Source organism: Sphingomonas sp. 22176 (genome assembly GCF_052045505.1).
Taxonomy (GTDB): domain Bacteria; phylum Pseudomonadota; class Alphaproteobacteria; order Sphingomonadales; family Sphingomonadaceae; genus Sphingomonas.
Genome location: NZ_JBQEPL010000002.1, coordinates 243449 through 266189, shown reverse-complemented (window position 1 = coordinate 266189; position 22741 = coordinate 243449). Strand labels below are relative to the sequence as shown.

The following is a 22741-nucleotide window of genomic DNA, read 5'->3' as shown; positions in this document are numbered from 1 at the left end:
GTCTAGTTTGCCTCCTCCGATGCGGCCATCGCGGCCCGGGCGGCGAGAATATAGGCGGAGGTGGTACTGACCGTATACTCGTTCTCGAACCACAGGAACGGCCAGTCCGTCTTCGCCTCCGGAAAATCGGGTTTGACGATCAGCACCCCGGGGACGAGGCCGCCTGGAATGAAGCTGTAGTCGGCGCGGTTATGGCCATAGCCGATGAGCTTCGACTCGGTGCCGACGGTCGAAACCAGGGACAGGTTGTTAGCCGGGTGCCGCCCCAGCACATAGTCGATCGCGTCGAGGGTGTAGCTGGTGCCGATCAGCTCCGGGAACGCCTTGTGCAGCAGGTACATCGTCGACCCGAAGGCAACTACCTGGTTGGAGCCGGCCCAGGTTCCGGTGGCGATCGGCACGCCGAACGGGTTGCTCGCCTGATCCTGATCGACCTTTGCCTTCATCGCGCGGACCAGCGGCACGAGTTGCGCGCGATAGTCGGCATCCATGAAGGGGACCGCGCGCACCGCCGGGGCGGCGGTCCACTCGAAATGGTCGCGAATGAACGGCAGCAGCGCGCGGAGACGGTCGGCGTAGACCTTGTCGCCCTTGGTGGTGATGAGCAGTTCCACCGTGGCGGTGACGTTGGCGCCTTCCGCCGAACGCGGGGACGTCGAATCGTCGCGGCCGTCGCCGGCCTTAATGGCCCCTTGCTGCTGCTTGGCCCAAAGCGCCTTGGCGGCGCGGAGCGCTTCGGCTGCCATCGCCGGATCGCTCTCGGCCAGCGCGCGGCTCGCGCCAGCAAGCCCGGCCGCGACGAAGAGGTTGTTGGCCGGGAGGTCGGTGGTGAACGCCCAGCGATCGTCCTGCGCACCCGATGCGCCGTTCTTGCGCACGGCCGGCTTGAGCGACGGATCGAAGATCAGCCCATCGGTCTGCGAGCCGGCATCCCCAAGATGGGCATATTGGCGCAGCGCCGGGTCGACGATCCCGACGATGGCGTGACCGAACACCTTGTACTGCGCGAGCAGTTGGAGCGCGCCGTGCCGGATCTGCTGCAGTGAATCCTCCACGCCGTCGGGCTTGCGTATCTCCACCGCGCGCGCCGCTTCGTCGACGCTCGTCTCGTCCCAATCCAGACCGAACAGTTCGCGCGCCCACACAAGGTCGCGCACCACGGACGCGTTTTCGGGCGTCTGGATGTCGTAGTCGCCCGCGTCCTGAAAGCCGCCGACCGCGAGGCCTGGGATGTGCTCGCCGGCCTTGAACGGGGAATCCAGGTTCGCGCCCATCTTGTAGCCGTCGAAATGCACGATGTTCGGCGGCGCCTGGCGCGCGTCGTCGAGATGCGACGGCGCGGACCAGACGCGATATTGCTCGCGAATGCCGACATGATCCATCTGCTCGGCGATGAACGTGTCGAGCGAGGTCTGCCAGATCCGCGCATAGGCATCGGCCGCAATGCGGAACGGGTTGGTCGTGGTGCCTGCATAGCGGATGGCGTAGATGCCGGGCGCGCGCACGCTCGAGAAGTCGAACGCCGCATAGTCGTAGCGCGTCCAGTGCCCGCGCGACCGCGTGCGCGCGCGCAACACCATCTCCTGACGGCCATCGGCGGTAAGCCGGACCAGTTCTGCCTCGGCCGGTGCCGTGAAGTGCGGGTCGAGCTCGATCAGCGCCACCTTCGGCCGGTTCGGCGTATAGCCAGCCTGGTTGAACGAAACGACCGGCGGCCGCACCCAGTCCTTCACGACGTTGGGGCGGACATGCCAGACGACGGCATTCTCCTTGGCGCCTTCTGCGATCATCGATCGCACGACGAACCAGCCATTCTGCGCGCGCGCACGGGCATCGTAGAGTGCAAGCGGCCCCCGGTCGGAGGTGATGGTGACGCGCGTCATCGGATCTTCGGGCGCCAGCGTGACCGACTTGCCGCCCGACGCCAGCGGCAGCGGGTCACCCGACCCGTCCCTCGCCATCGGACCGGTCGGGTGGCGCGGGAACAGCCCGGGCGCCGCGTCCATCAGATAGGTCTTGCCGAAATAGGCGCTCGGGAGGAAATCGAGGTTGAAGCCCGCCTTGCCTACCAACGCTGCGGGAAGCGGACGGTCGAGATCGACCGCGATGCGGAAGCCGTCACCCTCGGCGGTGACCTTGACGGCATAGGCGAGCTTCACGTCCTTGTAGGTCGAGCGGACCACCACCTGGTTGGGCTCCGTGCCGCGCGTGCGGTCCACAAAGGCGGGGACCGGCGCCCATTGTTCGGGCGTCTTGTCTAGGCGCACGGCGCCGTCGGTGGCGATGCGGTTTCCGTGCAGCACGATCTGGATGCCGGCATTCTTCTCATCGAAGAAGATCGGACTGAACTGGTTCTGGTCCACGATGACCGTGAGGCCCTGCTTCTCGAGCGTATTCGCAGGGGTGACGGTCAGCGACTGGGCAAAGGCGATACCCGAAGGAGCCCAAGTTGCCGCCGAAGTGAGCAAGGCGATCAGAACCTTATGTTGCACGCATCTCTCCTGTGGATTGTCCTGGCCGGTGACTCGCGCAATGCGCGCTGAGCCCGGCGGAAGCTATCGCTGCCAAGAAACCGATCCTGTCGAGGCCAACAGGGTGGCGGCGGTCGTCGGCAAGCATGCGGATCAGCACGAGCCAGCACGGATTGTCGATCTGCGGGGCGGCTCCGGCCACCATCCCTTCGCGCCTCTGATCTGGCGACCGCAATCCCGCGGCAAATGTAGGCAAGTTGCCAAGTTCCGCGGCGTCGCGCTCTGCTCGGAGTTCAACACGAACGTTTGCCAGTACCAAGGTGCGGGGCGTCGACCTGACCTAGGACGCTCATAGACGTCATAGGGTGATTTCCGCCAAGGTCGGGGCCAGCATTGCGACGGCGTCGGGGTAACGAGGGCCATAGCATGCACGCTGAAGCTCGTCGGCACCGCTTGTGAGCAATTCGCGAATCATGCCGACCCTCTCCCGGACTATCATTTTCAACGACGCTAAGGGTAGCGCTAACATCTGGCAATTGGTTTCACGTTTTCGTCTGGTATTGGTAGAAAACCACTTGTGCAGCTCTCGACTTATGAAGAGCTCCGGCAGCTATCGACCAGTTCTAATTTTAGCCGTCGGCGTGCTGAACGTCCGCTCGCGCCGCAAGCATTCGCCCTCCTGCGATACGGAAGCGCCGGACGAGCGCTGAAGCTCAGTCGGTCAAACGCCAGAACCCGACCTCGTAGTTGACACTATTGCTATCGCGCAATTCGACATATACGCAATTGGGAAGGCCAGCTCGCCTGTTTGTGGAACAGAGCTGCCCTTGTCGGCCAACAGTCCATCTCTGCTGCCCGCCATCTACACGCTCCACATCCGCCGCCCCCTCCTGAACCTGGCGGAGCACCGCGCGTTCAGTCTCCGTACCATTCCCAAGGGAGCATCATGGCCACGCTCGACCTTTCCCCCATGGAAGCCAAGCTGGTCGATGCGCTGCCGGAAGAACCTGGCTGGCAGTTCGAGCCCAAATGGGACGGCTTCCGGGCACTGGTTTTCCGTCGTGGCGATACGGTCGAGATGCTGTCCAAGTCAGGCAAGCCGCTCAGCCGCTACTTCCCTGAGATCGTCGCTACCATCGCTGCCGTAGACTGCCCGGAGTTCATCCTCGACGGCGAGTTGATCCTGCCGATCGGTGACGTGCTCTCGTTCGACGCACTCCAGGCCCGCCTCCACCCCGCACCGAGCCGGATTCGCCGCCTGTCGCAGGAAACCCCGGCGCAGCTGATGCTGTTCGATTGCCTCGGCATCGACGGCCGCCCGTTCGTCGAAGCGCCGCTGCACGAGCGCCGCGCTGCGCTGGAAGCCTTCCACCGGGCACATGGCAAACCAAAGCTGTTGCTGTCGCACCGCACCCAGGATCTGGACATTGCGCATGCCTGGCTAGCGCAGGGCGGCGGTGCGCTGGACGGAGTCGTCGCCAAGCGGCTCGACGAACCCTATCGCCCCGGCGAGCGGGCGATGCTGAAGGTGAAGCAGCACCGCACCGCCGATTGCGTCGTCGGCGGCTTCCGTCGCACCAAGGAGGGAGACGGCGTCGCATCACTGTTGCTGGGCCTCCACGACGATGCCCGGCTGCTGCACCATGTCGGCTTCACCTCGGGCATCGCTGCGGCCGAGCGGCACGCGCTTCTGCGCAAGCTGGAACCGCTGATCGCGCCGCCGGGCTTCACCGGCAAGGCGCCGGGCGAGCCCAGCCGGTGGAACGGCGGCGCCGAAAGCGCATGGGTGCCGCTACAACCCGAACTGGTGCTGGAAGTCCTGTACGACCAGGTGACCGGCAACCGCTTCCGCCACGGCACGAAGCTCCTGCGCTGGCGGCCCGACAAGGCGCCCGCGCAATGCCGGATGGAGCAACTGGTCCGCGAGGCCCGTCCCGGCGAATTATCGACTATTTTGCGCCCCGGCGCGTAACGCCCCGGCCTCCATCTGCGTGGTTGCATGAGCATCATGGTCGATTCCGGGGGGCCATCGCCCCCGGGCGTTGAAGCGAGGAGGCTACGGCGGTTGCTGGCATCGTTGTTGGCCGTGCGCTCCAGCTTGCCCCGGGCCACCCTGCCAAGCCCGTCTCGCGCATCAACCGCGCGACCGTATAGCGGGCGACGGACACGCTCCAAACAGGTCGATGGGCGATCGGCAGAACGCGGCCGATCGGCTCGGCCTCATCGGCATCGCGATGATCGTCGAAGCAGGCGCATCATCGCCGGAACGGCAGTCGAGCTCCGCCCGGGCGAAATATGCAGATGCCTTTCGACGACAAGAATGGTCCTGGTCATGCGCCGTGCTCATTCGAGTGGGACGACACCCCCGAGCGGGATGACCCGCCGCCACCAGGCGTCAGGCTCCGCCCGACATCCCGGCCTGTTTTCCGACCAGGGCGGTCAACTGCGCGGGCCGGTACGGCTTGGGCAGGAAGACACTTTCGTCTGGCAAGGCTACCGGCTCTAGCCATTGCTTTCCGGAGGTGATGATCACCTTCACCCGCGGGTACCGCACGGCAACGATATCGGCCAGCTCAAGACCATCGATCGGACCGGGCATGTTGATGTCGGTAAAAACGACCGCCACCAGATTGGTCTCGAGCAGATCGAGCGCCGTCATCGCATCGGGTGCCTCGATGACACGAAACCTGCTTTCTTCCAGCGCATCTGCGGCGATCATTCGCACGAAGTTTTCGTCTTCTACGACAAGGACAGTGTGCGCTTCGTCGGGCGTCATATGAGTCTCCCACAAGCGTAATGCATCCGGCCGGAAAAACGTTCCTCAGCCTTGCTGGCGGCGAGGCTTCAGCCGGTCCCATTCAACGGGCGATGGGCGAACGGTCATAATCGAGCAGGAGGTGCGCCACGTCATCGTACAGCGCCACGGCCCCGGCACCGATCAAGGCATCGTCGGTGAACTTGCCGGAGCGCAGGCCGATCGCGGCAATGCCGCACTTGGCCGCCGCTTCGACATCGTACGGCGTATCGCCCACGACGATCACCTCCTCGGCCGTGAGCGGCGCCACCTTGTCGAGCGCGGTGGCAAATATGTCGGGCGCCGGTTTGGTCCGCTCGACATCGTCGGCACTGGTCGTCTCGGAAAGAATGTCGCGCGCGTCGAGCAAATCGACATAATGGTCCAGCTCTGCCTGCGACGCCGAGGAGGCCAACACCACGCGCTGCCCGGCCGCATGCACCCGAACCAGCAGGTCCCGCGCACCGGCGAAGGGCTCTATCCGGTCCAGGAATTTCGTCTTGAACGCCTTCCCTTGCGTCTTTCCGAGCCTCTCCTGGCCTTCGGCGTCGATGTCGGGGAGAAGCGCCGGAACCAGCATATCGGTGCCCTTGCCGATCTGGTCATGGATCACGTCCCGATCGAAGCGCTGGCCGATCGACGCAAACGCCTCTTCCCAAGCAGCCACATGGTACGCATTGCTATCGACGAGAGTGCCGTCGATGTCGAAAAGAACGGCTTTGATCGGCATGCATCACCTTGCGCTAACAGGAGAATTTCGCGTGACGCGCGTCGCGGCACCCGGATCAGACCAGCGCACCGGATCGGCCGATGTTCCGAGACATTTACCGCCGGCGCGGCGCCACACGCGGCCAAAAGCGCGTCCGGCATGCGCAAGGTCCGGGAGCAGGCGCTGGCGCCGGCGGGGCGGGCGCAGAATGGACAGACCGGTCCGCTTCGTACCGTTCTCGCGCATGGCGCTCCGCCGAGCGAGCGCTCCGGCCGACCTTTGCGGCGCTGTGCAGAAGCTTGCTCCGGAGATGCCCATCGAAGATAGTCGATCCCGACGCGCAACGGCGCGCATTGCGGTGAGGCGACAGGGATGAGGATCGGAAGCATCGCCGGAGTAGCGCTAGCGGGCCTGTTCCTTTCCGCCGCCGTGCAGCCGTGGTCCGCCCAGCAGGATCATCAGGACATGATGCGCCAGCTGGGCATCACGCAGCTTCGCCCCGGCGCAGCGGCGATCCTGCGGCGCCGAACGCCGCCGACTATGATCCCGCCAAGGCCGATCCCTATCGGACTCGCCCGAGCTGCTGAAGATGCAGGATGGTCGCCCGGTCACCACCGCCGAGATGTGGCTGCGCGAGCGGCGGCCGGAGTTTCTCATGCTGTTCGAGCGGGAAGTCTATGGCCGCGTGCCAGCCGCCGTGCCTTCGGTGGCATGGCGGGTCGACACCGTCGATCGCGAATTCTTTGCCGGCCGCCCGGTTATCGCCCAGCAGCTTGTCGGCCATGTCGACAAGCCGGCCGCACCGGGCATCCCCGTGGATATCCGGGCGGCGAAGGTGGGGTCAAGCCGCACCGCCGCAACTTCGGCGAGCAGGTGGAGAACCTGACCATCGTCGGCGAATATCACTGGATGGCCGGCAATTTCCTGCAATATGGCACCGAAAAGGGCCGGCTGGGTCGCAAGACGGCAGGCGACATTCCCGTAAATGCGCATGAACTGCTGGCCCTGGTCGCCCCCGGCTCGCGTTCGTCAGCTACGGCATTCCCTCGGCCGGCGATGCCCAGTGGCTGGATCAGCAGGGCAGCTACATGGCGACCATCGCCGCGGGCCGCGCATGGACCCTGCTGGGTGCCAAAGATCTCGGCCGCGGTAACGACCATCGCACCGCCCTGCTGCCGCCGCCCGAAACCGATCTGCTGGACGGTGCGCTCGCCTGGCGCCAGCATCGCGGCGGCCACACCGATGCGCCGAACATGGAGGCATTCCTGCGCTGGGCAGACGGCAAGATGGGGCGCCATCCGCCGCAGTGACGAGGCTGACGGCCGGCCGCAGGCTCATTCCGGCGCGCTGCGCAATCGGATCCAGGTAGGCGCGTGGTCGCTCGTCTTCTCCCAGCCGCGCACATGCCGGTCCACCTCTGCCTGCACCAGCCGATCGGCCAGCGGGGGGCTGAGCAGCAGGTGATCGATGCGCAGCCCGGCGTCCCGCCCATAGGCGTTCCGGAAATAGTCCCAGAAGGTGTAGATCGTCGCATCCGGGTGGAACGACCGCAGCGAATCCGTCCAGCCCTGGGCGAGCAGCCGCGCGAACAGTGCCCGCACCTCGGGCGCGAACAGCGCGTCGTCGGTCCATCGCTCCGGCTTGTAGACGTCGCGCTCGGTCGGTATGACGTTGAAGTCGCCGGCGAGCACCACCGGCAATCCGCTTTCCACCAGCGTTGCCACGTGATCGATCAGGCGCTCGAACCAGGCCAGCTTATAGTCGAATTTCGGCCCGGGCCGCGGGTTGCCGTTGGGCATGTAGAGCCCCGCGACGAGGATGCCGTTCACCGCCGCCTCGATATAGCGGCTCTGCGAAGGATCGGGGTCGTCTGGCAGACCACGCCGGGTCTCCTGGATCGTGCCCACGCGGCTGAGCAGGGCGACGCCGTTCCAGCTCTTCTGGCCGTGCCACAGCACATCATAGCCCAGATCGCGGATGGGTCCTTCCGGGAATTTCTCCTGCGGCGCCTTCAGCTCCTGCAGGCAAACGATGTCGGGCGCTGCTTCCTCCAGCCAGCGGAGCAGCACCGGCAGCCGGCCGTTCACCCCATTCACATTGTACGTCGCGATCTTCACCGCCGCTGCGCTCCCTTGCTGCCCGCCGCGTCCAGGAACGAACACCGGCCGAAATCGATCAGACAGCACAGACCCGCTGCCGTGGAGGAATACGATGGAAACGCTGATCGGAACGGCGGGCTGGGCGATCCCGGCAGCGGACCGGCCCGCCTTCCCCGCCGAAGGCAGCGCGCTGCAACGCTATGCCGCACGGCTTCGCGGCGTGGAGGTGAACTCCTCCTTCTACCGCCCGCACCGGCGCTCCACCTGGCAGCGCTGGGGCGAGAGCGTGCCGGACACATTCCGGTTCGCTGCCAAGATCCCCAAGGCGATCAGCCATGACCAGCGGCTTGTCGACGCGGACGCGCGGCTGGGCCAGTTCCTGGAAGAAGCAAGCGGACTTGGCGAGAAGCTGGCGGTGCTGCTCCTCCAGCTTCCGCCAAGCTTTGTCTTCGACCCCGGGGTGCTTTCCGCCTTCGCCGAATCCGCATCGGCGCTGACCGCCGTGCCGATCACCTGCGAACCGCGACACCCGAGCTGGTTCACGCCGGAAGCCGACGCGCTGCTCGCCAGCCTGCGGGTGGCGCGGGTCGCCGCCGACCCGGCGCGGGTGCCGGAAGCGGCGGTGCCCGGTGGCTGGCGCGGCCTCTCCTACTGGCGGTTGCACGGATCGCCGGTGATGTACCGATCGGCCTATGCTGCGCGCGTCGACGACATCGCGGCGGCACTGGCGGAAGACGCCAAGGGAGATCGCACGCTATGGTGCATGTTCGACAACACCGCCTCGTCTGCCGCCATGAGCGACGCGTTGCGCCTTTCCCAGTTGCTGCACGGCGACGCGACTGGGGTCTAGCGGCTGCTTGACGCACGGATACCCCGCGCGTTCGTACTGCACGCGAGGCTTCGGGAAAGCCCATGACGGTGCCGGATCTTTCACCGATGGAAGCCCGCCTGGTAGCCGAGCTGCCAGAGGACGGGGGCTGGCAGTGCGAGCCCAAATGGGACGGCTTCCGCACGCGTGCCGGCGGTGAGTATCCAGCCGCGCCGAGGATGGCTTCGTGTTTGAAAGACCGTTCAGTGTTCGGCCAATAGATTACCGAACCCAGCAAGGGGAAAAGAGACCGGGACGCGAGGTGCCTCGCTAGGCTGCTCATGACTCGCCGAGAAGCATCCAGTATCGGTTCTTCAGATCTTGGCACGTAGCGTCGCACCATATCTGGCCGGGTGGTTGTAATTGGCCGTTCGCCCGAGATAGGCCGTCACCCCCGCCCCCGACGGCGCCGCCAACAGGGCCTGCGAGATGATGTTCCGCTCGTTCGTGGCGTTATCGGCGAAGAGCGAGATGTCGTATTTTCCGCTGTCGAGACGAAGCCCTGCGCGCAGGTTGAGGTTCGACTGGGCGGGCACCTGGGTATAGATCGATTGCGTCACGCCGGTGCCGTAATCCGTGGTGTGCGAGAGCTGGGCGTAGCTGTAGAATTCGGTCTTGGCGTTGATCGCAACATCCCAGGAGGGCGTGACCGAGAGCGCCCATTTGGGCGAATAGGGCGCGCGCTGCCCCTTGGCGTCGATATTGGCGATCCCGTTATAGCTGAGTTCGGCGGGCGCCGGCAGCGAGGGCGCGCGGGTGTAGACCGCGTCGTTGTAGTTGCCGTCGAAGGTCAGCCGAAGGCCGGATCCGAGATTGGCCGCCACGCTCCATTCGACGCCCCGCGCGCGGATATCGCCGACATTGGTCGCGCCCCGCTGCGGCGTGCCGTCCGGCAACGTGTACGAAATCGAGGTTTGAAAGCCGTCGAGCTTCTCCTGATAGGCCGAGAGCGCAAACGTCAGCTGCTTGTCGAACAGCGCCGCCTTGATCCCGGCTTCGATGTTCTTGGTCGTCGTCGGCTGGATCGCCGGTGCCGTGGGGTTGAGCGACCGGTTGTTGAGATCGAGCCCGCCGGCCTGGAACCCGGTAGCATAGGTCACATAGGCGGTGACGTCGGGCGTAATCTTGTACGAAAGGCTCGCCGTGCCGGAGAGGTTGTCGTTCGAGGTCCGCAGGTTCAGCGCATAGCCGGTGGTGGCGGGCGTCGTCGGATAGCCGGGCACGGCATAAGCGACGCCGGGATTGCGCTGTACGGCGTCGATCGCGTTGTAGAAGGCCAGCAACTGGGCGTTGGTGATGCCCGCCGGAAGCGACGTCGGCAGCTGGCTGGCGTCGACCGGGCTGGAGCCGTTCTTGCGATCATAGGTGTAGCGCAGGCCGCCGGTGAGATCGAGCTTGCGGGTGAGGTGCCATGTCGCCTGGCCATAGGCGGCGGCGGTGCGGTTCTTGACCGTGGTGTCCTCGATGATCTGCACGCCGGTCAGCTGCGAGCGGAACGACAGCGGGATCGGTGTGAAGCTCGTGCCGGCGATCGTGTTATAGGCGTTGTACCAGGGGATCACGTCCGCACCGAACTGGTGGACCACATAATCGTCACGCAGCTTCGAATAATAGAGGAACGCGCCGGCCTGCCACTCGATCGGGCTGCGCCGATTGATGGCAGCCGCGTCACCGCGCGGGAGGCAGTTGAGGCGAGCCTCGGCCGGCTCAAGGTCGAGCGTATCGACCTCTATTATCTGCACCGCGTCGATCCCGAGATCCCGGTGGAGCAATCGGTCGGCGAGCTGCGCATACTGCAGGACGAGGGCAAGATCGGCGGGATCGGCCTGTCCGAAGTCAGTGCCGAGCAACTCCGCTCCGCCCATGCCGTGACGCCGATCGCCGCGCTGCAGAGCGAATATTCCCTGTGGACGCGCGGCGTGGAGGCGGAGATCCTGCCCACCGCGCGCGACCTCGGCATCACCTTCGTCGCCTATAGCCCGCTCGGGCGCGGCTTCCTCGCCGGCGCCGGCCCGGTGGAGGAAAACGACCGCCGCAACATCCACCCGCGCTTTCAGGCGGATGCCGTCGCAGCGAACACCCGGCGGCGGCGGGCGATCGAGGACGTTGCCGAGCGGCTCCATGTCTCCCCGGCCCAGGTGAGCTTGGCCTGGGTGCTGGCGAAGCAGGTCGTGCCGATCCCCGGCACGCGGCACATCCGCCATCTCGAGGACAATTGGGCGGCGGGCGCGATCCAGCTCGACGAAGGCACGATCGAGGAACTCGAAGCCGCCTTCCCGCATGGCGCCACGGTCGGGGACCGCTATCCCGCCGAGCAGATGAAGTCGGTACCCGCCGACGCCGTGCCGGCCTGATGGCGCGAACGGCGCCTCGCTGGCCCACGGGATCGGGCACGCTGGCGGTTGTCGTTCTGGCATCCTCCGCGCTGTTGCTGGCCTTCGCGCCTGTCCGGCGCGCGGCCGAGGCGGCACCCCGCGCGGCGCTTGCCGCACCGATACCGGATCGCGTGCCGCCGGGCGTCGTCCTGCGCGTCGGCGACCCGGTAACGCGCTGGGTGTTCGAGCATAATGGCTGGGACAAGCAGTTGCCCTTCCGCATCCAATGGGCGGAGGTCACCGGCGGCCCTGACGTGACCGAGGCCTTCCATGCCGGTGTGCTCGACGTCGGCTTCGGCGCCAGCGTTCCGCCGATCCATGCGGTCTGGGCCGGCATCCCGGTCCGCATCATCGCCTTCCGCGAATATGCCGATCGCACCCGCCGCCACGCCTGGGTCTTCGGGATCGCGCCGAAGGCGGGCATCGCCAAGCTCGCCGACCTGCGCGGCAAACGCATCGCGTTCAGCCCGAGCCAGGTGCAGGGCCAGATCGTCATCGACACGCTCAAAGCCGCCGGCATCCCGCGCGACCAGGTGACGCTGGTCGAGCTGCCCTCCAGCATCGGCGGCGACGTATATACCAACGCGCTCGCCTCCGGTGCGATCGACGCGGCGCCGATCCGCAATGATCTGGTCGCCCAGCGCTATGTGCGGGATTATGGTGGCAAGGGCGCGCATCTGCTCCAGCACCCGCCCTTCCGCGACGACGGCGGCAACCTCTACGTGCCGGAAAAGGTGCTCGCGGATCCCGGCAAGGCCGCGGCGCTGCGCATCTTCATCCAATATTGGGGCCGCGGCCAGGCGTGGATCAACACCCATACCGAGGCGCTTGCCCGCGGCTACTACGCCGGCACGCGAGGCCTGCCGCTCGCCGATGCCCGCGTGCTCGCCAACTACACCGCCAATGTCGCCATTCCCGAAAAATGGGATGGCGCCATCGCCTATGAGCAGGCGGCGATCGACACGCTCTCACCCGAGACCAAACGCCCGCGCCTCGACGCGGCGACGCTTTTCGACCGGCGCTTCGAGGGAATCGCCGGCGCGGCGGCAGCAGCGAAGGGAATTGCACCATGAACGCCTATGCGGAACGCTTGTACGTGCCGACGAGGGCGCCAAGGGCTCCGGCCATTGCGCCCGCTGGCCAAGCCCGCCCGGCCCGACCCAGGCAAAGGCTGAGCCCCGGCACGCCCGCCCGCTACGGCGGCATGTTGGGGCCGGCGCTGCTGCTCTTCTACTGGTCGCTGCTGTCTGCCACCGGCTGGCTAGACCCGCGGGTCCTGCCGGCGCCCTGGACTGCCGTGACCACCGGCATCGAACTGGTCCGCGAAGGCCGGCTGCAGGAGCATCTCAGCATCTCCGCCTGGCGGGCGATGACCGGGCTCGGCTTCGGCGTGGTGGCGGGAACGACCCTCGCCTTGCTCTCGGGCCTGTCCCTGCTCGGCGGCTATGTCATCGACGGGCTGGTGCAGATCAAACGCGGCGTGCCGATCCTAGCGCTGATCCCGTTCATGATCCTGTGGCTCGGCATCGGCGAGACGATGAAGGTCACGCTGATCGCGGTCGCCGTGTTCGTGCCAATCTACATCAACACCCACAACGCCCTGCGCGCGATCGACCTGCGCCATGTCGAGCTGGCGGAGACGGTCGGCCTCAGTCGCTGGCAATTCCTCCGCCATGTCGTGGTGCCCGGGTCGCTGCCCGGCTTCCTCACCGGCCTGCGCTTCGCGGTCACCTCCTCCTGGCTCGCGCTGGTGGTGGTCGAGCAGCTCAACGCCACCAGCGGCATCGGCTATATGGTCACGCTTGCGCGCAACTATGCGCAGACCGACGTGATGCTGGTCGGCCTCGTCGTCTATGCGCTGCTCGGCTTCGGCTCGGACGCGCTGGTCCGCCTGCTCGAACGCCGCCTGCTGCGCTGGCGCCGGACGCTCGGCCGGTGAGCGTGCGCGCGGAAAGCCTGGCCGTGCAGGTCCGCGGCCTTACCCGGGCCTTCACCAGCAAGGGCGTGCTGAACGGCATCGACCTCGACGTTGCGCCGGGCGAGTTCGTCGCGCTGCTCGGCCGCAGCGGCTCGGGCAAAAGCACCTTGCTCCGTGCCCTCGCCCAGATCGACCATGAGGCTGCGGGCGAAGGCGAAATCCGGCTGCCTGAGCGGCTCTCGGTGATCTTCCAGGACGCCCGGCTGCTGCCGTGGATGCGGGTACTCGACAATGTGCTGCTCGGCGTGTCGGGCGGGCGCGACCGCGGACGCGCCGCGCTCGCCGAAGTCGGCCTGGGCGGCCGCGAAAGCGCCTGGCCGCACGAGCTTTCGGGCGGCGAGCAGCAACGCGTCGCCCTCGCCCGCGCGCTGGTGCGCGAGCCCAAGCTGCTGCTCGCCGACGAGCCGTTCGGCGCGCTCGATGCGCTGACCCGCGTTCAGATGCACACGCTGCTGCGGCGGCTGGTCGATGTCCACCAGCCCCCCGTGCTGCTGGTCACCCACGACATCGACGAGGCGATCCTGCTCGCCGACCGCATCGTCCTGCTCGAGGATGGCCGGCTGGCCGCCGACCTCACCGTCGCCCTGCCTGCTACCGGCATCGCCCGCCGCGCCCGCATCGCCGAGCTGCGCACGCTGCTCCACCGGCTGCTCGGCGTCGAGGAATTCCAAGATGGCGCGTCCGACGTCGCCATCCCGCTGCCGTTGCTCGGAGAACGCCATGGATGACCTGATCGAGACCGCCGACTGGGCGGATGTCCCGGCCGCGCGCCTGTTCGAGCGCTACCGCGAACCCCGCGAGGCACCCGTCTTCTGGAACGAGACGCTCGACGGCCTGCTCTCGCACCGCTCGGTCCGCGCCTATCTGCCCGATCCGCTTCCCGCCGGGACGGTGGAGCTGCTGGTTGCCGCTGCCCAATCGTCTGCAAGCTCGTCCAATCTCCAGCCTTGGAGCGTGATCGCCGTCGAGGATCCGGCCCGCAAAGCCAGGCTTGCAGCGCTCGCGGGGAACCAGAAGCAGATCCTCGACGCCCCGCTATTCCTGCTCTGGATCGTCGACCATCACCGGCTGACCAGCATCGGCGAAACCGTGGGAACCCCGGCGAACGCGCTCCACTTCCTCGAGAGCTTCCTGCTCGGCGCGGTCGACACCTCGCTCGCGGCGCAGAATGCCGTGGTGGCGCTGGAATCGATCGGGCTCGGCAGCTGCTATATCGGCGGCATCCGCAACAAGCCGACCGAAGTCGCAGCTGAACTCGGCCTGCCGCCCCAAAGCTTCACGCTGTTCGGGCTGACCGTCGGCTATGCCGATCCCGAAGCGCCCGCCGCGGTCAAGCCGCGCCTGCCGCAGGACGCCGTGCTCTTCCGCGAGCGCTATGGCGCGGCGGCCAGCCCGCCCGCGATCGCCGCCTATGACCGCCGTCTCCGCAGCTTCCAGCGCGAGCAGCAGATGCCCGAACGCGACTGGAGCGACCAGGCGACCCAGCGCGTCCGCGGTGCTGACTCAATCGCCGGGCGCGATGCCCTTCGCGCCGTCCTGCACGGCCTCGGCTTCCGGCTCGACTAGCCGGCGCCCCCCTTCCCCACCCATCGCAATGGAGCCTTTATGACGAACCCCACCGAGTTCCTCTGGTACATTCCCAATCAGGTCGAGGGTGGCCATCGCGGCGACGTCAGCGATCCGGAGCCCGCCAGCCTGGAAACCCTGACCAGCCATGCCCTCGCCCTCGAAGACCATGGCTGGGACGGCGCGCTGATCGGCACCGGCTGGGGGCGGCCCGACACCTTCACCGTCGCCGCTGCGCTCACCGCGCGCACCAAGACCTTCGAGCCGCTGATCGCGATCCGCCCCGGCTATTGGCGCCCGGCCAATTTCGCCTCGGCGGCGGCGACGCTGGACGCGCTGAGCGGCGGGCGGGTGCGCATCAACATCGTGTCCGGCCAGGACAATCTCGCCGCCTATGGCGACAGCAAAGGCGACCAGGCGCATCGCTATGCGCGCACCAAGGACTTCATGCGGCTGGTGCGGCGGCTTTGGACCGAGACCGAGGTCACCTTCGAGAGCGAGCATTTCCAGGTCGCCGGATCGACGGTGGTGCCCCGCATCCCGCCCCGCGGCGACCGGCTACACCCGCGGCTCTATTTTGGCGGTGCGTCCGAGGCTGCCGAGCGGGTCGCGGCGACCGAGGCGGACGTCCAACTCTTCTGGGGCGAGCCGCTGGACGGCGTGGCGGAGCGGATCGCGCGACTGAAACGGCTGAGCCGCGACCTCGACCGCGATCTGCCGCCGCTCGAATTCGGTCTCCGCATCACCACGCTGGTACGCGACACCACCGAGCGGGCCTGGGCCGATGCCGAGGCGAAGGTGGATGAAATGGCGGCGAAGCAGGCGCAGGTCGACCAGCATCGCCGCAGCCCCGCGGTCGGCCAGCAGCGGCTGCTCGACCTGCATGCGCGCGGCGAAGTGCTCGACGACAATCTCTACACTGCCCCCGGCCGCTATGGCGGTGGCGGCGCAGGGACCACCTGGCTGGTAGGATCGGCCGAGGACGTGGCCCGTTCGCTGCGCAAGTACCGCGATCTCGGCATCACCCAATTCGTCCTGTCCGACACGCCCTATCTCTCGGAGATCCGCCGCCAAGGCGACCAGCTGCTGCCGCTGCTGCGCGAGGTGCCCGTTAGGATGTCGACGGAGCCACTCCGGGCCGATGCAGTCGCCTGACGCACTCGAACGCCGATGACCGATCGATCCGAAGGATGGGAGCAGGTTGCAGGCGGTGGCCTGCTTCACCGTCGCGCGCTGCTGCTTGGCGGCGGGCTGGCGGTCGCCGGCCTCGCGTGCGGGGTGCGCGTCGCGTTGGGCGCCTGGTCCCCCGCCGCCATGCTGCGGCCGGGTGCGCCACTCTCCGGCGGAGGGACGCCCGGCAAGCCGGCCCGGCGGATCGTGCCGGACCTGCCGTTTCCGGGCACGGGATCGTCCCGCACGCCGCTAGAGCAGTTGCACGGAGTCCGAACGCCGAACGGTCTCCACTTTCAACGGCACCACAACGGCATCCCGGAGATCGACCCGGCGCAGCACGAGCTTCTGGTGCACGGATTGGTGCGCCAGCCGCTGCTGTTCCGCTACGAGGATCTGCTGCGCTACCCCCGCTACACACGCACGTTGTTCCTGGAATGCTCGGGCAACAGCGGAACGCTGGCGGCGCCGGCCCCGCACAGGCGAGCGCCGGGCAGCTGAACGGGCTGGTCTCAGGTGCGGAATGGTCCGGCGTTCGGCTCTCCACCCTCCTCGACGAAGCCGGGATCGCCCTGGGCGTGCGGTGGGTGCAGGCAGAGGGCGCCGATGCGGCGGCAATGACGCGCAGCGTGCCGCTGTCGCTTTGCCTCGACGACGCGATGATCGCGTTGTTCCAGAACGGCGAGCCGCTGCGGCCGGCGCAAGGCTTCCCGGTGCGGCTGCTACTTCCCGGCATCGAGGGCAATGCCTCGGTCAAATGGCTGCGGCGGCTCAAGCTGCTGGCAGCGCCCGCCTTGTCGCGCGAGGAGACTTCGAAATACACCGATCTTCTCGTCGGCGGCAAAGCCGAGATGTTCTCGCTGCGGATGGGCGTGAAATCGATCCTGCTGCGACCTTCCTTCGGGCTGGATCTGCAGCGCCCCGGCTATCACGAGATTGACGGCCTCGCCTGGTCCGGCAGGGGCCGCATCCGCAAAGTCGAAATCTCCGCCGACGGCGGTGCCAGCTGGGCGGAAGCGATGCTGGACCCGCCGGTGCTGCCCCAGGCGCTGACCGCATTTCGCATGCGCTGGCGATGGAGCGGGGCGCCGGCCGTGCTGATGAGCCGGGCCACCGATGAAACCGGTGCGGTACAGCCCCGTCGCGCCGACTGGCTGGGTAAATATGCGCCCGGACAAGGCTATCACAGCAATGCGATCCAGGCTTGGAGCATCGGTGGGGACGGCAAGGTCGCCCATGTCTATGCGTAGGCGCAGGTTGCTCATAGGCGGCATAGCTGCCGTTGCCGTTCTGCTGGTGGTGTTCCTGGTTGTCCGTGATCGCACCGTCGAGGCTGGCCCAAGGCTCGGCCGCACCGCTCCCGCCGAGGTGGTGCAGCGAATGGACCTTACGGTGCTTGCGGACGGAACCGGCCTTCCGCCCGGTTCCGGTTCGGTTGCAGCCGGACGCGCCACGTTCGACGCGAAATGCGCGGCCTGCCACGGCGCCACGGGCCGGGGCGGCCTCGCCGATCGGCTGACCGGCGGGGTCGGCTCGCTCAGCTCGGCGAAGCCGGTGCGGACGGTTGCGAGCTACTGGCCCTACGCACCGCCGCTGTTCGACTATATCCGCTGGGCCATGCCGCTCAACGCGCCGCAGTCGCTGCGCGATGATCTATGGCGTCGTTGCCTATCTGCTGTCGGTGGACGGCGTCGTGAAGGCCGATGCCAGGCTCGATGCAGCGTCTCTTCCGCGCGTTCGCATGCCGAACCGCAAGGGGTTCGCCAGCCTCGAAGACAAAGGCTTCGACGGGACGCTAGTTCGAGCGGTGCGTGGAAATTGAAGCCTGACGCGGCCGGCATGCTGCGGATCAACCATTTGATCAAACGCGCATCTATTCACCGAAGGAAACGGATGAACCGCAGAAATTGGGGAACGCGGGGGCCTCCTTGGCATTGTGTCCCGGGTGAGGTTTGCAATATGAAGTCGGTGCTGATCGTCGAGGACGAAATCTTCATTGCCATGGAGATAGAACGGATACTGCAGGATGCCGGCTATACGGTGGTCGGCACTGCCGCCGATAAACCGGAAGCGCTCGCTGCAGCGGCGGCAGCGGAAGTGGCCTTTGTCGACCTGAACCTCCGGGATGGCCCAACCGGACCGGACCTGGCGCAGCAGCTGGCGGAACGCTTCGGTGTGCGGATTGTCTACGTCACGGCCAACCCGAGCCAGATCGTGAACCCTGCGCCGACAGCGATTGGCTGTATCCGCAAGCCTTTCTCCGAAGATGCGATACTATCAGCGGCGGCGATCGCAGCGGAGTTGGAACCAATGCCCGTCGCGCATCAGGATATCATCAGGCTGTAGGGGGCGGCGGCACGCGGTTCAGCGCGGATGCCGGCAGCGCGAGGTGCAGCCGCAAGCCTCCCACGGACCAATCCCGCTCGATCTGTCCGCCCAGCTGCCGGACGGCGCTCAGCTCGATCAGCTTGGTGCCGAAGCCTTCCTGCGAGGGCACTGCGATGGGAGGCCCGCCGTGCTCGTGCCACTCGAGATAGACGTGGGTGCCATCGGCAGCGATCTTGATCTGAACCTCGCCGTCGCGCGACGAGAGCGAGCCATATTTGGCTGCATTGGTCGCAAGCTCGTGGAATAGAAGCGCCAGCGGCGTGGCGGAGCGGTCGTCGATGATCGCGTCATCGCCCAGGATCGTGATGCGGCCCGCATAGGCTTCCAACAAATCCCTCAGCATGGCCGTCAGGCTGTCCTGCACGGCGCTCGGCTTCGACGCTTCGCTGTGGGGGCGCACGAAATCATGTGCGCGACCCAGCGCCAGGATGCGCTCACGCAGATCGTTCGCAACCTCGGCCAGCTCAGGATGATGCCGGGTCGAGAAGCTGATCAAGCCGCTGATCACCGAGAAGATATTCTTGATGCGATGGCTCAACTCGTGCGCGACGATCTCGCGCTGTACCTGGATCATCTTCTGGTCGTGGATATCGGTACACGTCCCGAACCATCGCGTGACCGCGCCATCCCGATCGCGGATGGGCAGCGCCCGGCCGAGCACCCATCGATAGACGCCATCGGCATGCCTCAGCCGATATTCGATTTCGTAGGGCTTGCCGGTCTCGAGCGAGTTTCGCCACGCGGACCAGGCCTTGGACTGGTCGTCCGGATGGAACATGCCGTTCCATCCTTCCCCGTCGGTGGAGCCGGACGGCACACCCGTAAACGCATACCACTGCGCATTGTAATAATCGTGGAATCCGTCCGGCCGCGTCGACCAGACCATCTGCGGCATCGCGTCCGCCAGGATGCGGAATTTTGCTTCCCGCTCCTCCAGTTCGCGGTCGGTGCGGCGTGTAGCGCGTCGGGCGCCGAGCAATGCCATGATGTTCGCAGCCAGGACGCGCAGACCCTCATGCTGCATATCGGTCAAGCCCGCGCGCGGCGCGCGGTCGATGACGCACAGCGCGCCGAGCTGTACCCCTTCCTCCGACGCCAGGGGCGCGCCAGCGTAGAAGCGGATGCGCGGCTCTCCCGTCACCAGCGGGTTCTCGTGGAAACGCGAGTCTTGCGTCGCGTCGGGTACGACCATGACATCCTTGCCGCGCATCGCATGTGCGCAGAAGGACGTCTCGCGCGGCGTCTCTGCAACCTCCAACCCGGTTCGTACCGGAAACCACTGCCGCTCGCCTTCGACGATGCTGACCAGCGCGATAGGCGCCTCACACAATGTCGACGCGAAATCGGTAATCCGGGTCAGTTCGGCACTGCCGATCAGATCCGCCAATCCGAAACTCCGGATTGCCGCGGCCCGCACGGCCTCATCCTGGCAGAAATTACCCTCGAGGGTGTCGGTCATTCGCGGAACAATCTCTTCCAAATCTCACAACCGATAGAGCAAGGGCGTGGTTTTGCTGCCGAACAGCCTCGGACGCATGCCGCTGCAGGAATGCGCAGCGGCATGCGTCTGTGAGAATACTTCAGATATCGTCGCCCAGAGCGCCCTTGACGCTACCCTTTACGTCCTGTGCCGTGCCCTTCAGCTGCTGCGCCTCGCCTTCGGCGACCAGCTTTTCGTTGTCGGTCGCCTTGCCGATCGCTTCCTTGACGTTGCCAACGATCTTGTTGCCGGCGGCGTTGATCTTGTCGGTGAGTTCGCCCACGGTGGTTCCTTTCAGGATATCTAGCCAAAATAGCATACAATCAACGGACTGACATAGGTCAGGTTCCTCGGAGCGGGTGCATGCTTCTCGTGACTCGCGGGGTCCGCTGATCACAAATGGCTCCCCGGCCGCTTCGGCTGCGCCACATGCGCCGACGGGGGGCCGTACTTCACCTGATGGGCCGATGCCATGCCCGCGCCGTTTGCACGCGCGCTTTTGGCCACCCCATGGAGGTTGCCCGGTAGCGGCCCGCCGCGGCGACCATTGCGCATCGCCGAACTTGATCCGGTCGGACCCGAAAACCGGCTTATCGGCCAACCCGGTTCCCGGAGCGCATCTTGCGCATGTTCGATTCAGCCTTGCGCGTCCCGGCCAAGGACCCGAGGAGACGGGTAACCATGCACCTGGAGCAGCCATTGGAAGCAGTTTCGATTGTCCTCATTTTGCTGGTGGCTGTCGTAGCCAGCAGCGCGATCTCGCGCATGTTGCCTTGGGCACTTCCGACGCCGCTGGTGCAGATCGCGCTGGGGGCGATCATCGGCTCGATCGCCGATCTTCGGGTTGCGCTCGATCCAGAACTGTTCCTGCTGCTGTTCCTGCCGCCGCTGCTCTTCCTCGACGGCTGGCGCATTCCCAAGGACGAGTTGCTCAAGGACGTTTCGACGGTGTTCGAACTGGCGCTCGGCCTGGTGCTTCTGACGGTGGTGGGTGTCGGCTTCTTCATCGACTGGATGATCCCGGCCATGCCGCTCGCCGTCTGCTTTGCATTGGCGGCCGTGGTCTCGCCGACGGACCCGATCGCGGTTTCCGCCATTGCCGCGCGCGTGCCCATTCCTCGCCGCATGATGCACATCCTGGAAGGGGAATCGCTGCTCAACGACGCATCCGGCCTGGTGTGCCTGCGCTTCGCGGTCGCAGCGGCGCTGACCGGCAGCTTCTCGGCCGGCGCGGCGAGCCTGTCCTTTCTGTGGCTCGCGGCCGGCGGTCTCGCGGTCGGCGCCGCCGTGACGCTCGGGGTAACCAGGGCCAAGGCCTGGATATCGCAGCGCTTCGGCGAGGATACCGGCTCCCAGATCCTGATCAGCCTTCTGATCCCGTTCGCTGCCTATATCCTCGCCGAACATCTCCACTGCTCGGGCATCCTGGCGGCCGTTGCTGCCGGCGTGACGATGACCTTCGCCGAGATCTCGCGCCAGGCGCTGCCGGCGACCCGCATGCGGCGCAACTCGGTGTGGGACACGATCCAGTTTTCGTTGAACGGCATCATTTTCGTGCTGCTCGGCGAACAATTGCCCGGCATCGTCGCCGCTGCCGAGCAAACCGTGCGGATCACCGGCCATACCGACCCGTGGTGGCTCGGCATCTACGTCTTCTCGATCATGGCGGCGCTGGCAGCGCTCCGCTTCGCCTGGGTATGGGTATCGTTCCGACTGACCCTGCTGCGCGCCAAGGGCGACGTGGCGTATCGGCGGCCCGAGTGGCGGCTGATCGCAGCCATGTCGGTTGCCGGGGTCCGCGGTGCGATTACGCTGGCCGGCGTTCTCACCATCCCGCTTACCCTGAGCGATGGTACCGCCTTCCCGGCGCGCGATCTTGCGATTTTCCTGGCCGCGGGCGTCATCATCACGTCGCTCGTCGTGGCCAGCATCGGTCTCCCGCTCCTGCTGCGCGGCCTCGATATGCCGGCCGAACCGTCGCGCCAGGCCGAAGAGGACCGAGCACGCGTCGCCGCCGCGCATGCCGCGATCAAGGCCGTCGAAAATACCCAGCATCGCCTCGGCAAAGGGCGCAAGGACGTGGATGTCTACGCGGTCGCCGGCACGCGCATCATGGATCTTTATCGCGAACGCATCGACAGCCGGGCACAGGACGGCGGGCTCCAGAGCCAGATGCAGGTGTATACCAAGATCGACCGAGACCTCCGCCTTGCCGGCCTCAAGGCCGAACGCGATACGATTTTCCGTCTCGCCCGGGAGCGAGAGATCGGAAGTGCGGTAGCGCAGAAGCTCATCCGGGAGTTGGATCTACTGGAAATTCGCTACCGCTAGCGTGAGTCCATCAGGAGGGGATCCCACCTCCTTGCTATACGACTCCTTCAGCAGCGTGTCGCCATGCCACGAACGCCGCGGCTGGCCATCTCGTCATCTTTGAACGCGGCGCCGAAGCGCGACATCCAATCTGTCATCGGAGATCGGCCGCAAGGTCGAATGCAGATGCGGGATGAAGAAAACGCTAGGTTCCCGATAGAACGAGCAGCCAGAGCCCACCCACATCGATTCTTGAAGGGTCGGGGTGCCGGCGGAAGCGCTCGAATCTGGACCACGGCAAGCATGGGGCGACGGCTCCCGAAGCGTTTGTGGCCCATGATTCGTGGACCCTTTTGAAGGGCCGCCCACAGCGGAATAATGAGAAAGCATGGGACCGCGTTCGGCCCATTTCCCTCAGTTTTCCGAGATTTTATAGCGATGTTCACTGGACGTACTGGTGCCGCTTACAGGACTCGAACCTGTGACCCCCGCATTACGAATGCGATGCTCTACCAGCTGAGCTAAAGCGGCGC

At 66.3% G+C, this 22741-nt stretch carries 22 protein-coding genes, 1 tRNA gene, 1 pseudogene and 1 other annotated feature; of the genes and pseudogenes, 16 read left to right on the top strand and 8 right to left on the bottom strand.

Annotated features, from left to right (window positions below; translation table 11 throughout):
• Positions 1–2: 2 nt before the first annotated feature.
• Positions 3–2492: a glycoside hydrolase family 9 protein gene (locus ACTJKY_RS09125; protein WP_440845569.1), complete on the bottom strand. Its 2490-nt coding sequence runs from the start codon at positions 2490–2492 to the stop codon at positions 3–5.
• A 925-nt stretch (positions 2493–3417) separates the two neighbouring features.
• Between ACTJKY_RS09125 and ACTJKY_RS09120 the strand changes: the two genes are divergently transcribed.
• Positions 3418–4443 carry an ATP-dependent DNA ligase gene (locus tag ACTJKY_RS09120; protein WP_440845568.1) on the top strand — a complete coding sequence of 342 codons (1026 nt, stop codon included), beginning with the start codon at positions 3418–3420 and terminating at the stop codon, positions 4441–4443.
• Between the two features lie 212 nt (positions 4444–4655).
• Positions 4656–4771: a sequence feature (AL1L pseudoknot), on the bottom strand.
• 95 nt (positions 4772–4866) lie between these two features.
• On the opposite strand, the gene ACTJKY_RS09115 is transcribed toward ACTJKY_RS09120, so the two are convergent.
• Positions 4867–5247 (bottom strand): response regulator, encoded by a 381-nt coding sequence (locus ACTJKY_RS09115; RefSeq protein WP_440845566.1) that lies wholly within the window; start codon positions 5245–5247, stop codon positions 4867–4869.
• Between the two features lie 82 nt (positions 5248–5329).
• Positions 5330–5995: an HAD family hydrolase gene (locus ACTJKY_RS09110; RefSeq protein WP_440845565.1), complete on the bottom strand. Its 666-nt coding sequence runs from the start codon at positions 5993–5995 to the stop codon at positions 5330–5332.
• 568 nt (positions 5996–6563) lie between these two features.
• On the opposite strand from ACTJKY_RS09110, the gene ACTJKY_RS09105 reads away from it, so the two are divergent.
• Positions 6564–6860, top strand: coding sequence for a hypothetical protein (locus ACTJKY_RS09105; RefSeq protein ID WP_440845564.1), 297 nt, complete (start codon positions 6564–6566; stop codon positions 6858–6860).
• A gap of 202 nt (positions 6861–7062) precedes the next feature.
• Complete coding sequence (locus ACTJKY_RS09100; protein ID WP_440845563.1) at positions 7063–7284, top strand: hypothetical protein; 222 nt, start codon at positions 7063–7065, stop codon at positions 7282–7284.
• Between the two features lie 24 nt (positions 7285–7308).
• On the opposite strand, the gene xth is transcribed toward ACTJKY_RS09100, so the two are convergent.
• Positions 7309–8091 carry an exodeoxyribonuclease III gene (xth, locus tag ACTJKY_RS09095; RefSeq protein WP_440845561.1) on the bottom strand — a complete coding sequence of 261 codons (783 nt, stop codon included), beginning with the start codon at positions 8089–8091 and terminating at the stop codon, positions 7309–7311.
• Positions 8092–8185: 94 nt separating this feature from the next.
• Between xth and ACTJKY_RS09090 the strand changes: the two genes are divergently transcribed.
• Positions 8186–8923 carry a DUF72 domain-containing protein gene (locus tag ACTJKY_RS09090; protein ID WP_440845560.1) on the top strand — a complete coding sequence of 246 codons (738 nt, stop codon included), beginning with the start codon at positions 8186–8188 and terminating at the stop codon, positions 8921–8923.
• 332 nt (positions 8924–9255) lie between these two features.
• On the opposite strand, the gene ACTJKY_RS09085 is transcribed toward ACTJKY_RS09090, so the two are convergent.
• Entirely contained in the window at positions 9256–10527 is a 1272-nt protein-coding gene (locus ACTJKY_RS09085) for a TonB-dependent receptor domain-containing protein (protein WP_440845559.1), read from the bottom strand.
• Between ACTJKY_RS09085 and ACTJKY_RS09080 the strand changes: the two genes are divergently transcribed.
• From ACTJKY_RS09080 to ACTJKY_RS09030, 11 genes and pseudogenes are all read left to right on the top strand, one after another.
• Positions 10519–11295, top strand: coding sequence for an aldo/keto reductase (locus tag ACTJKY_RS09080; RefSeq protein ID WP_440845557.1), 777 nt, complete (start codon positions 10519–10521; stop codon positions 11293–11295). The genes ACTJKY_RS09085 and ACTJKY_RS09080 overlap by 9 nt on opposite strands.
• Positions 11295–12389: an ABC transporter substrate-binding protein gene (locus ACTJKY_RS09075; protein ID WP_440845556.1), complete on the top strand. Its 1095-nt coding sequence runs from the start codon at positions 11295–11297 to the stop codon at positions 12387–12389. Before ACTJKY_RS09080 ends, ACTJKY_RS09075 begins: the two co-directional genes overlap by 1 nt.
• Before the next feature lie 131 nt (positions 12390–12520).
• Positions 12521–13255 carry an ABC transporter permease gene (locus ACTJKY_RS09070; RefSeq protein ID WP_440845555.1) on the top strand — a complete coding sequence of 245 codons (735 nt, stop codon included), beginning with the start codon at positions 12521–12523 and terminating at the stop codon, positions 13253–13255.
• Positions 13252–14022, top strand: coding sequence for an ABC transporter ATP-binding protein (locus ACTJKY_RS09065; protein WP_440845554.1), 771 nt, complete (start codon positions 13252–13254; stop codon positions 14020–14022). Before ACTJKY_RS09070 ends, ACTJKY_RS09065 begins: the two co-directional genes overlap by 4 nt.
• Positions 14015–14860, top strand: a complete 846-nt coding sequence (locus tag ACTJKY_RS09060; protein WP_440845553.1) for a nitroreductase family protein — start codon at positions 14015–14017, stop codon at positions 14858–14860. The genes ACTJKY_RS09065 and ACTJKY_RS09060 overlap by 8 nt, the downstream gene beginning before the upstream one ends.
• 39 nt (positions 14861–14899) lie before the next feature.
• Positions 14900–16015 (top strand): LLM class flavin-dependent oxidoreductase, encoded by a 1116-nt coding sequence (locus ACTJKY_RS09055; RefSeq protein ID WP_440845551.1) that lies wholly within the window; start codon positions 14900–14902, stop codon positions 16013–16015.
• 15 nt (positions 16016–16030) lie between these two features.
• A complete protein-coding gene (locus tag ACTJKY_RS09050) occupies positions 16031–16531 on the top strand; it encodes a molybdopterin-dependent oxidoreductase (RefSeq protein ID WP_440845550.1) in 501 nt (166 codons plus the stop codon).
• The gene (locus ACTJKY_RS09045) at positions 16468–17280 is read left to right on the top strand and encodes a molybdopterin-dependent oxidoreductase (RefSeq protein ID WP_440845549.1); all 813 of its coding nucleotides are present in this window, start codon (positions 16468–16470) and stop codon (positions 17278–17280) included. The genes ACTJKY_RS09050 and ACTJKY_RS09045 overlap by 64 nt, the downstream gene beginning before the upstream one ends.
• Positions 17195–17533 (top strand): annotated as a pseudogene (locus tag ACTJKY_RS09040) (hypothetical protein); the annotation flags it as partial. The gene ACTJKY_RS09045 and the pseudogene ACTJKY_RS09040, both read left to right, overlap by 86 nt.
• A gap of 145 nt (positions 17534–17678) precedes the next feature.
• The gene (locus tag ACTJKY_RS09035) at positions 17679–17852 is read left to right on the top strand and encodes a hypothetical protein (RefSeq protein WP_440846343.1); all 174 of its coding nucleotides are present in this window, start codon (positions 17679–17681) and stop codon (positions 17850–17852) included.
• A gap of 137 nt (positions 17853–17989) precedes the next feature.
• Entirely contained in the window at positions 17990–18376 is a 387-nt protein-coding gene (locus ACTJKY_RS09030; protein ID WP_440846315.1) for a response regulator, read from the top strand.
• Here the strand turns inward: ACTJKY_RS09030 and ACTJKY_RS09025 are convergent.
• Both ACTJKY_RS09025 and ACTJKY_RS09020 read right to left on the bottom strand, forming a co-directional pair.
• Complete coding sequence (locus ACTJKY_RS09025) at positions 18366–19877, bottom strand: sensor histidine kinase (protein WP_440845547.1); 1512 nt, start codon at positions 19875–19877, stop codon at positions 18366–18368. The two genes, ACTJKY_RS09030 and ACTJKY_RS09025, sit on opposite strands and share 11 nt — an antisense overlap.
• 121 nt (positions 19878–19998) lie before the next feature.
• Positions 19999–20181 carry a CsbD family protein gene (locus ACTJKY_RS09020; RefSeq protein ID WP_440845546.1) on the bottom strand — a complete coding sequence of 61 codons (183 nt, stop codon included), beginning with the start codon at positions 20179–20181 and terminating at the stop codon, positions 19999–20001.
• A 416-nt stretch (positions 20182–20597) separates the two neighbouring features.
• Here ACTJKY_RS09020 and ACTJKY_RS09015 point away from each other — a divergent pair, with 416 nt between their 5' ends.
• A complete protein-coding gene (locus ACTJKY_RS09015; protein WP_440846313.1) occupies positions 20598–22229 on the top strand; it encodes a Na+/H+ antiporter in 1632 nt (543 codons plus the stop codon).
• Between the two features lie 434 nt (positions 22230–22663).
• Here the strand turns inward: ACTJKY_RS09015 and ACTJKY_RS09010 are convergent.
• Positions 22664–22739 (bottom strand) — tRNA-Thr (locus tag ACTJKY_RS09010).
• Positions 22740–22741: the final 2 nt, after the last annotated feature.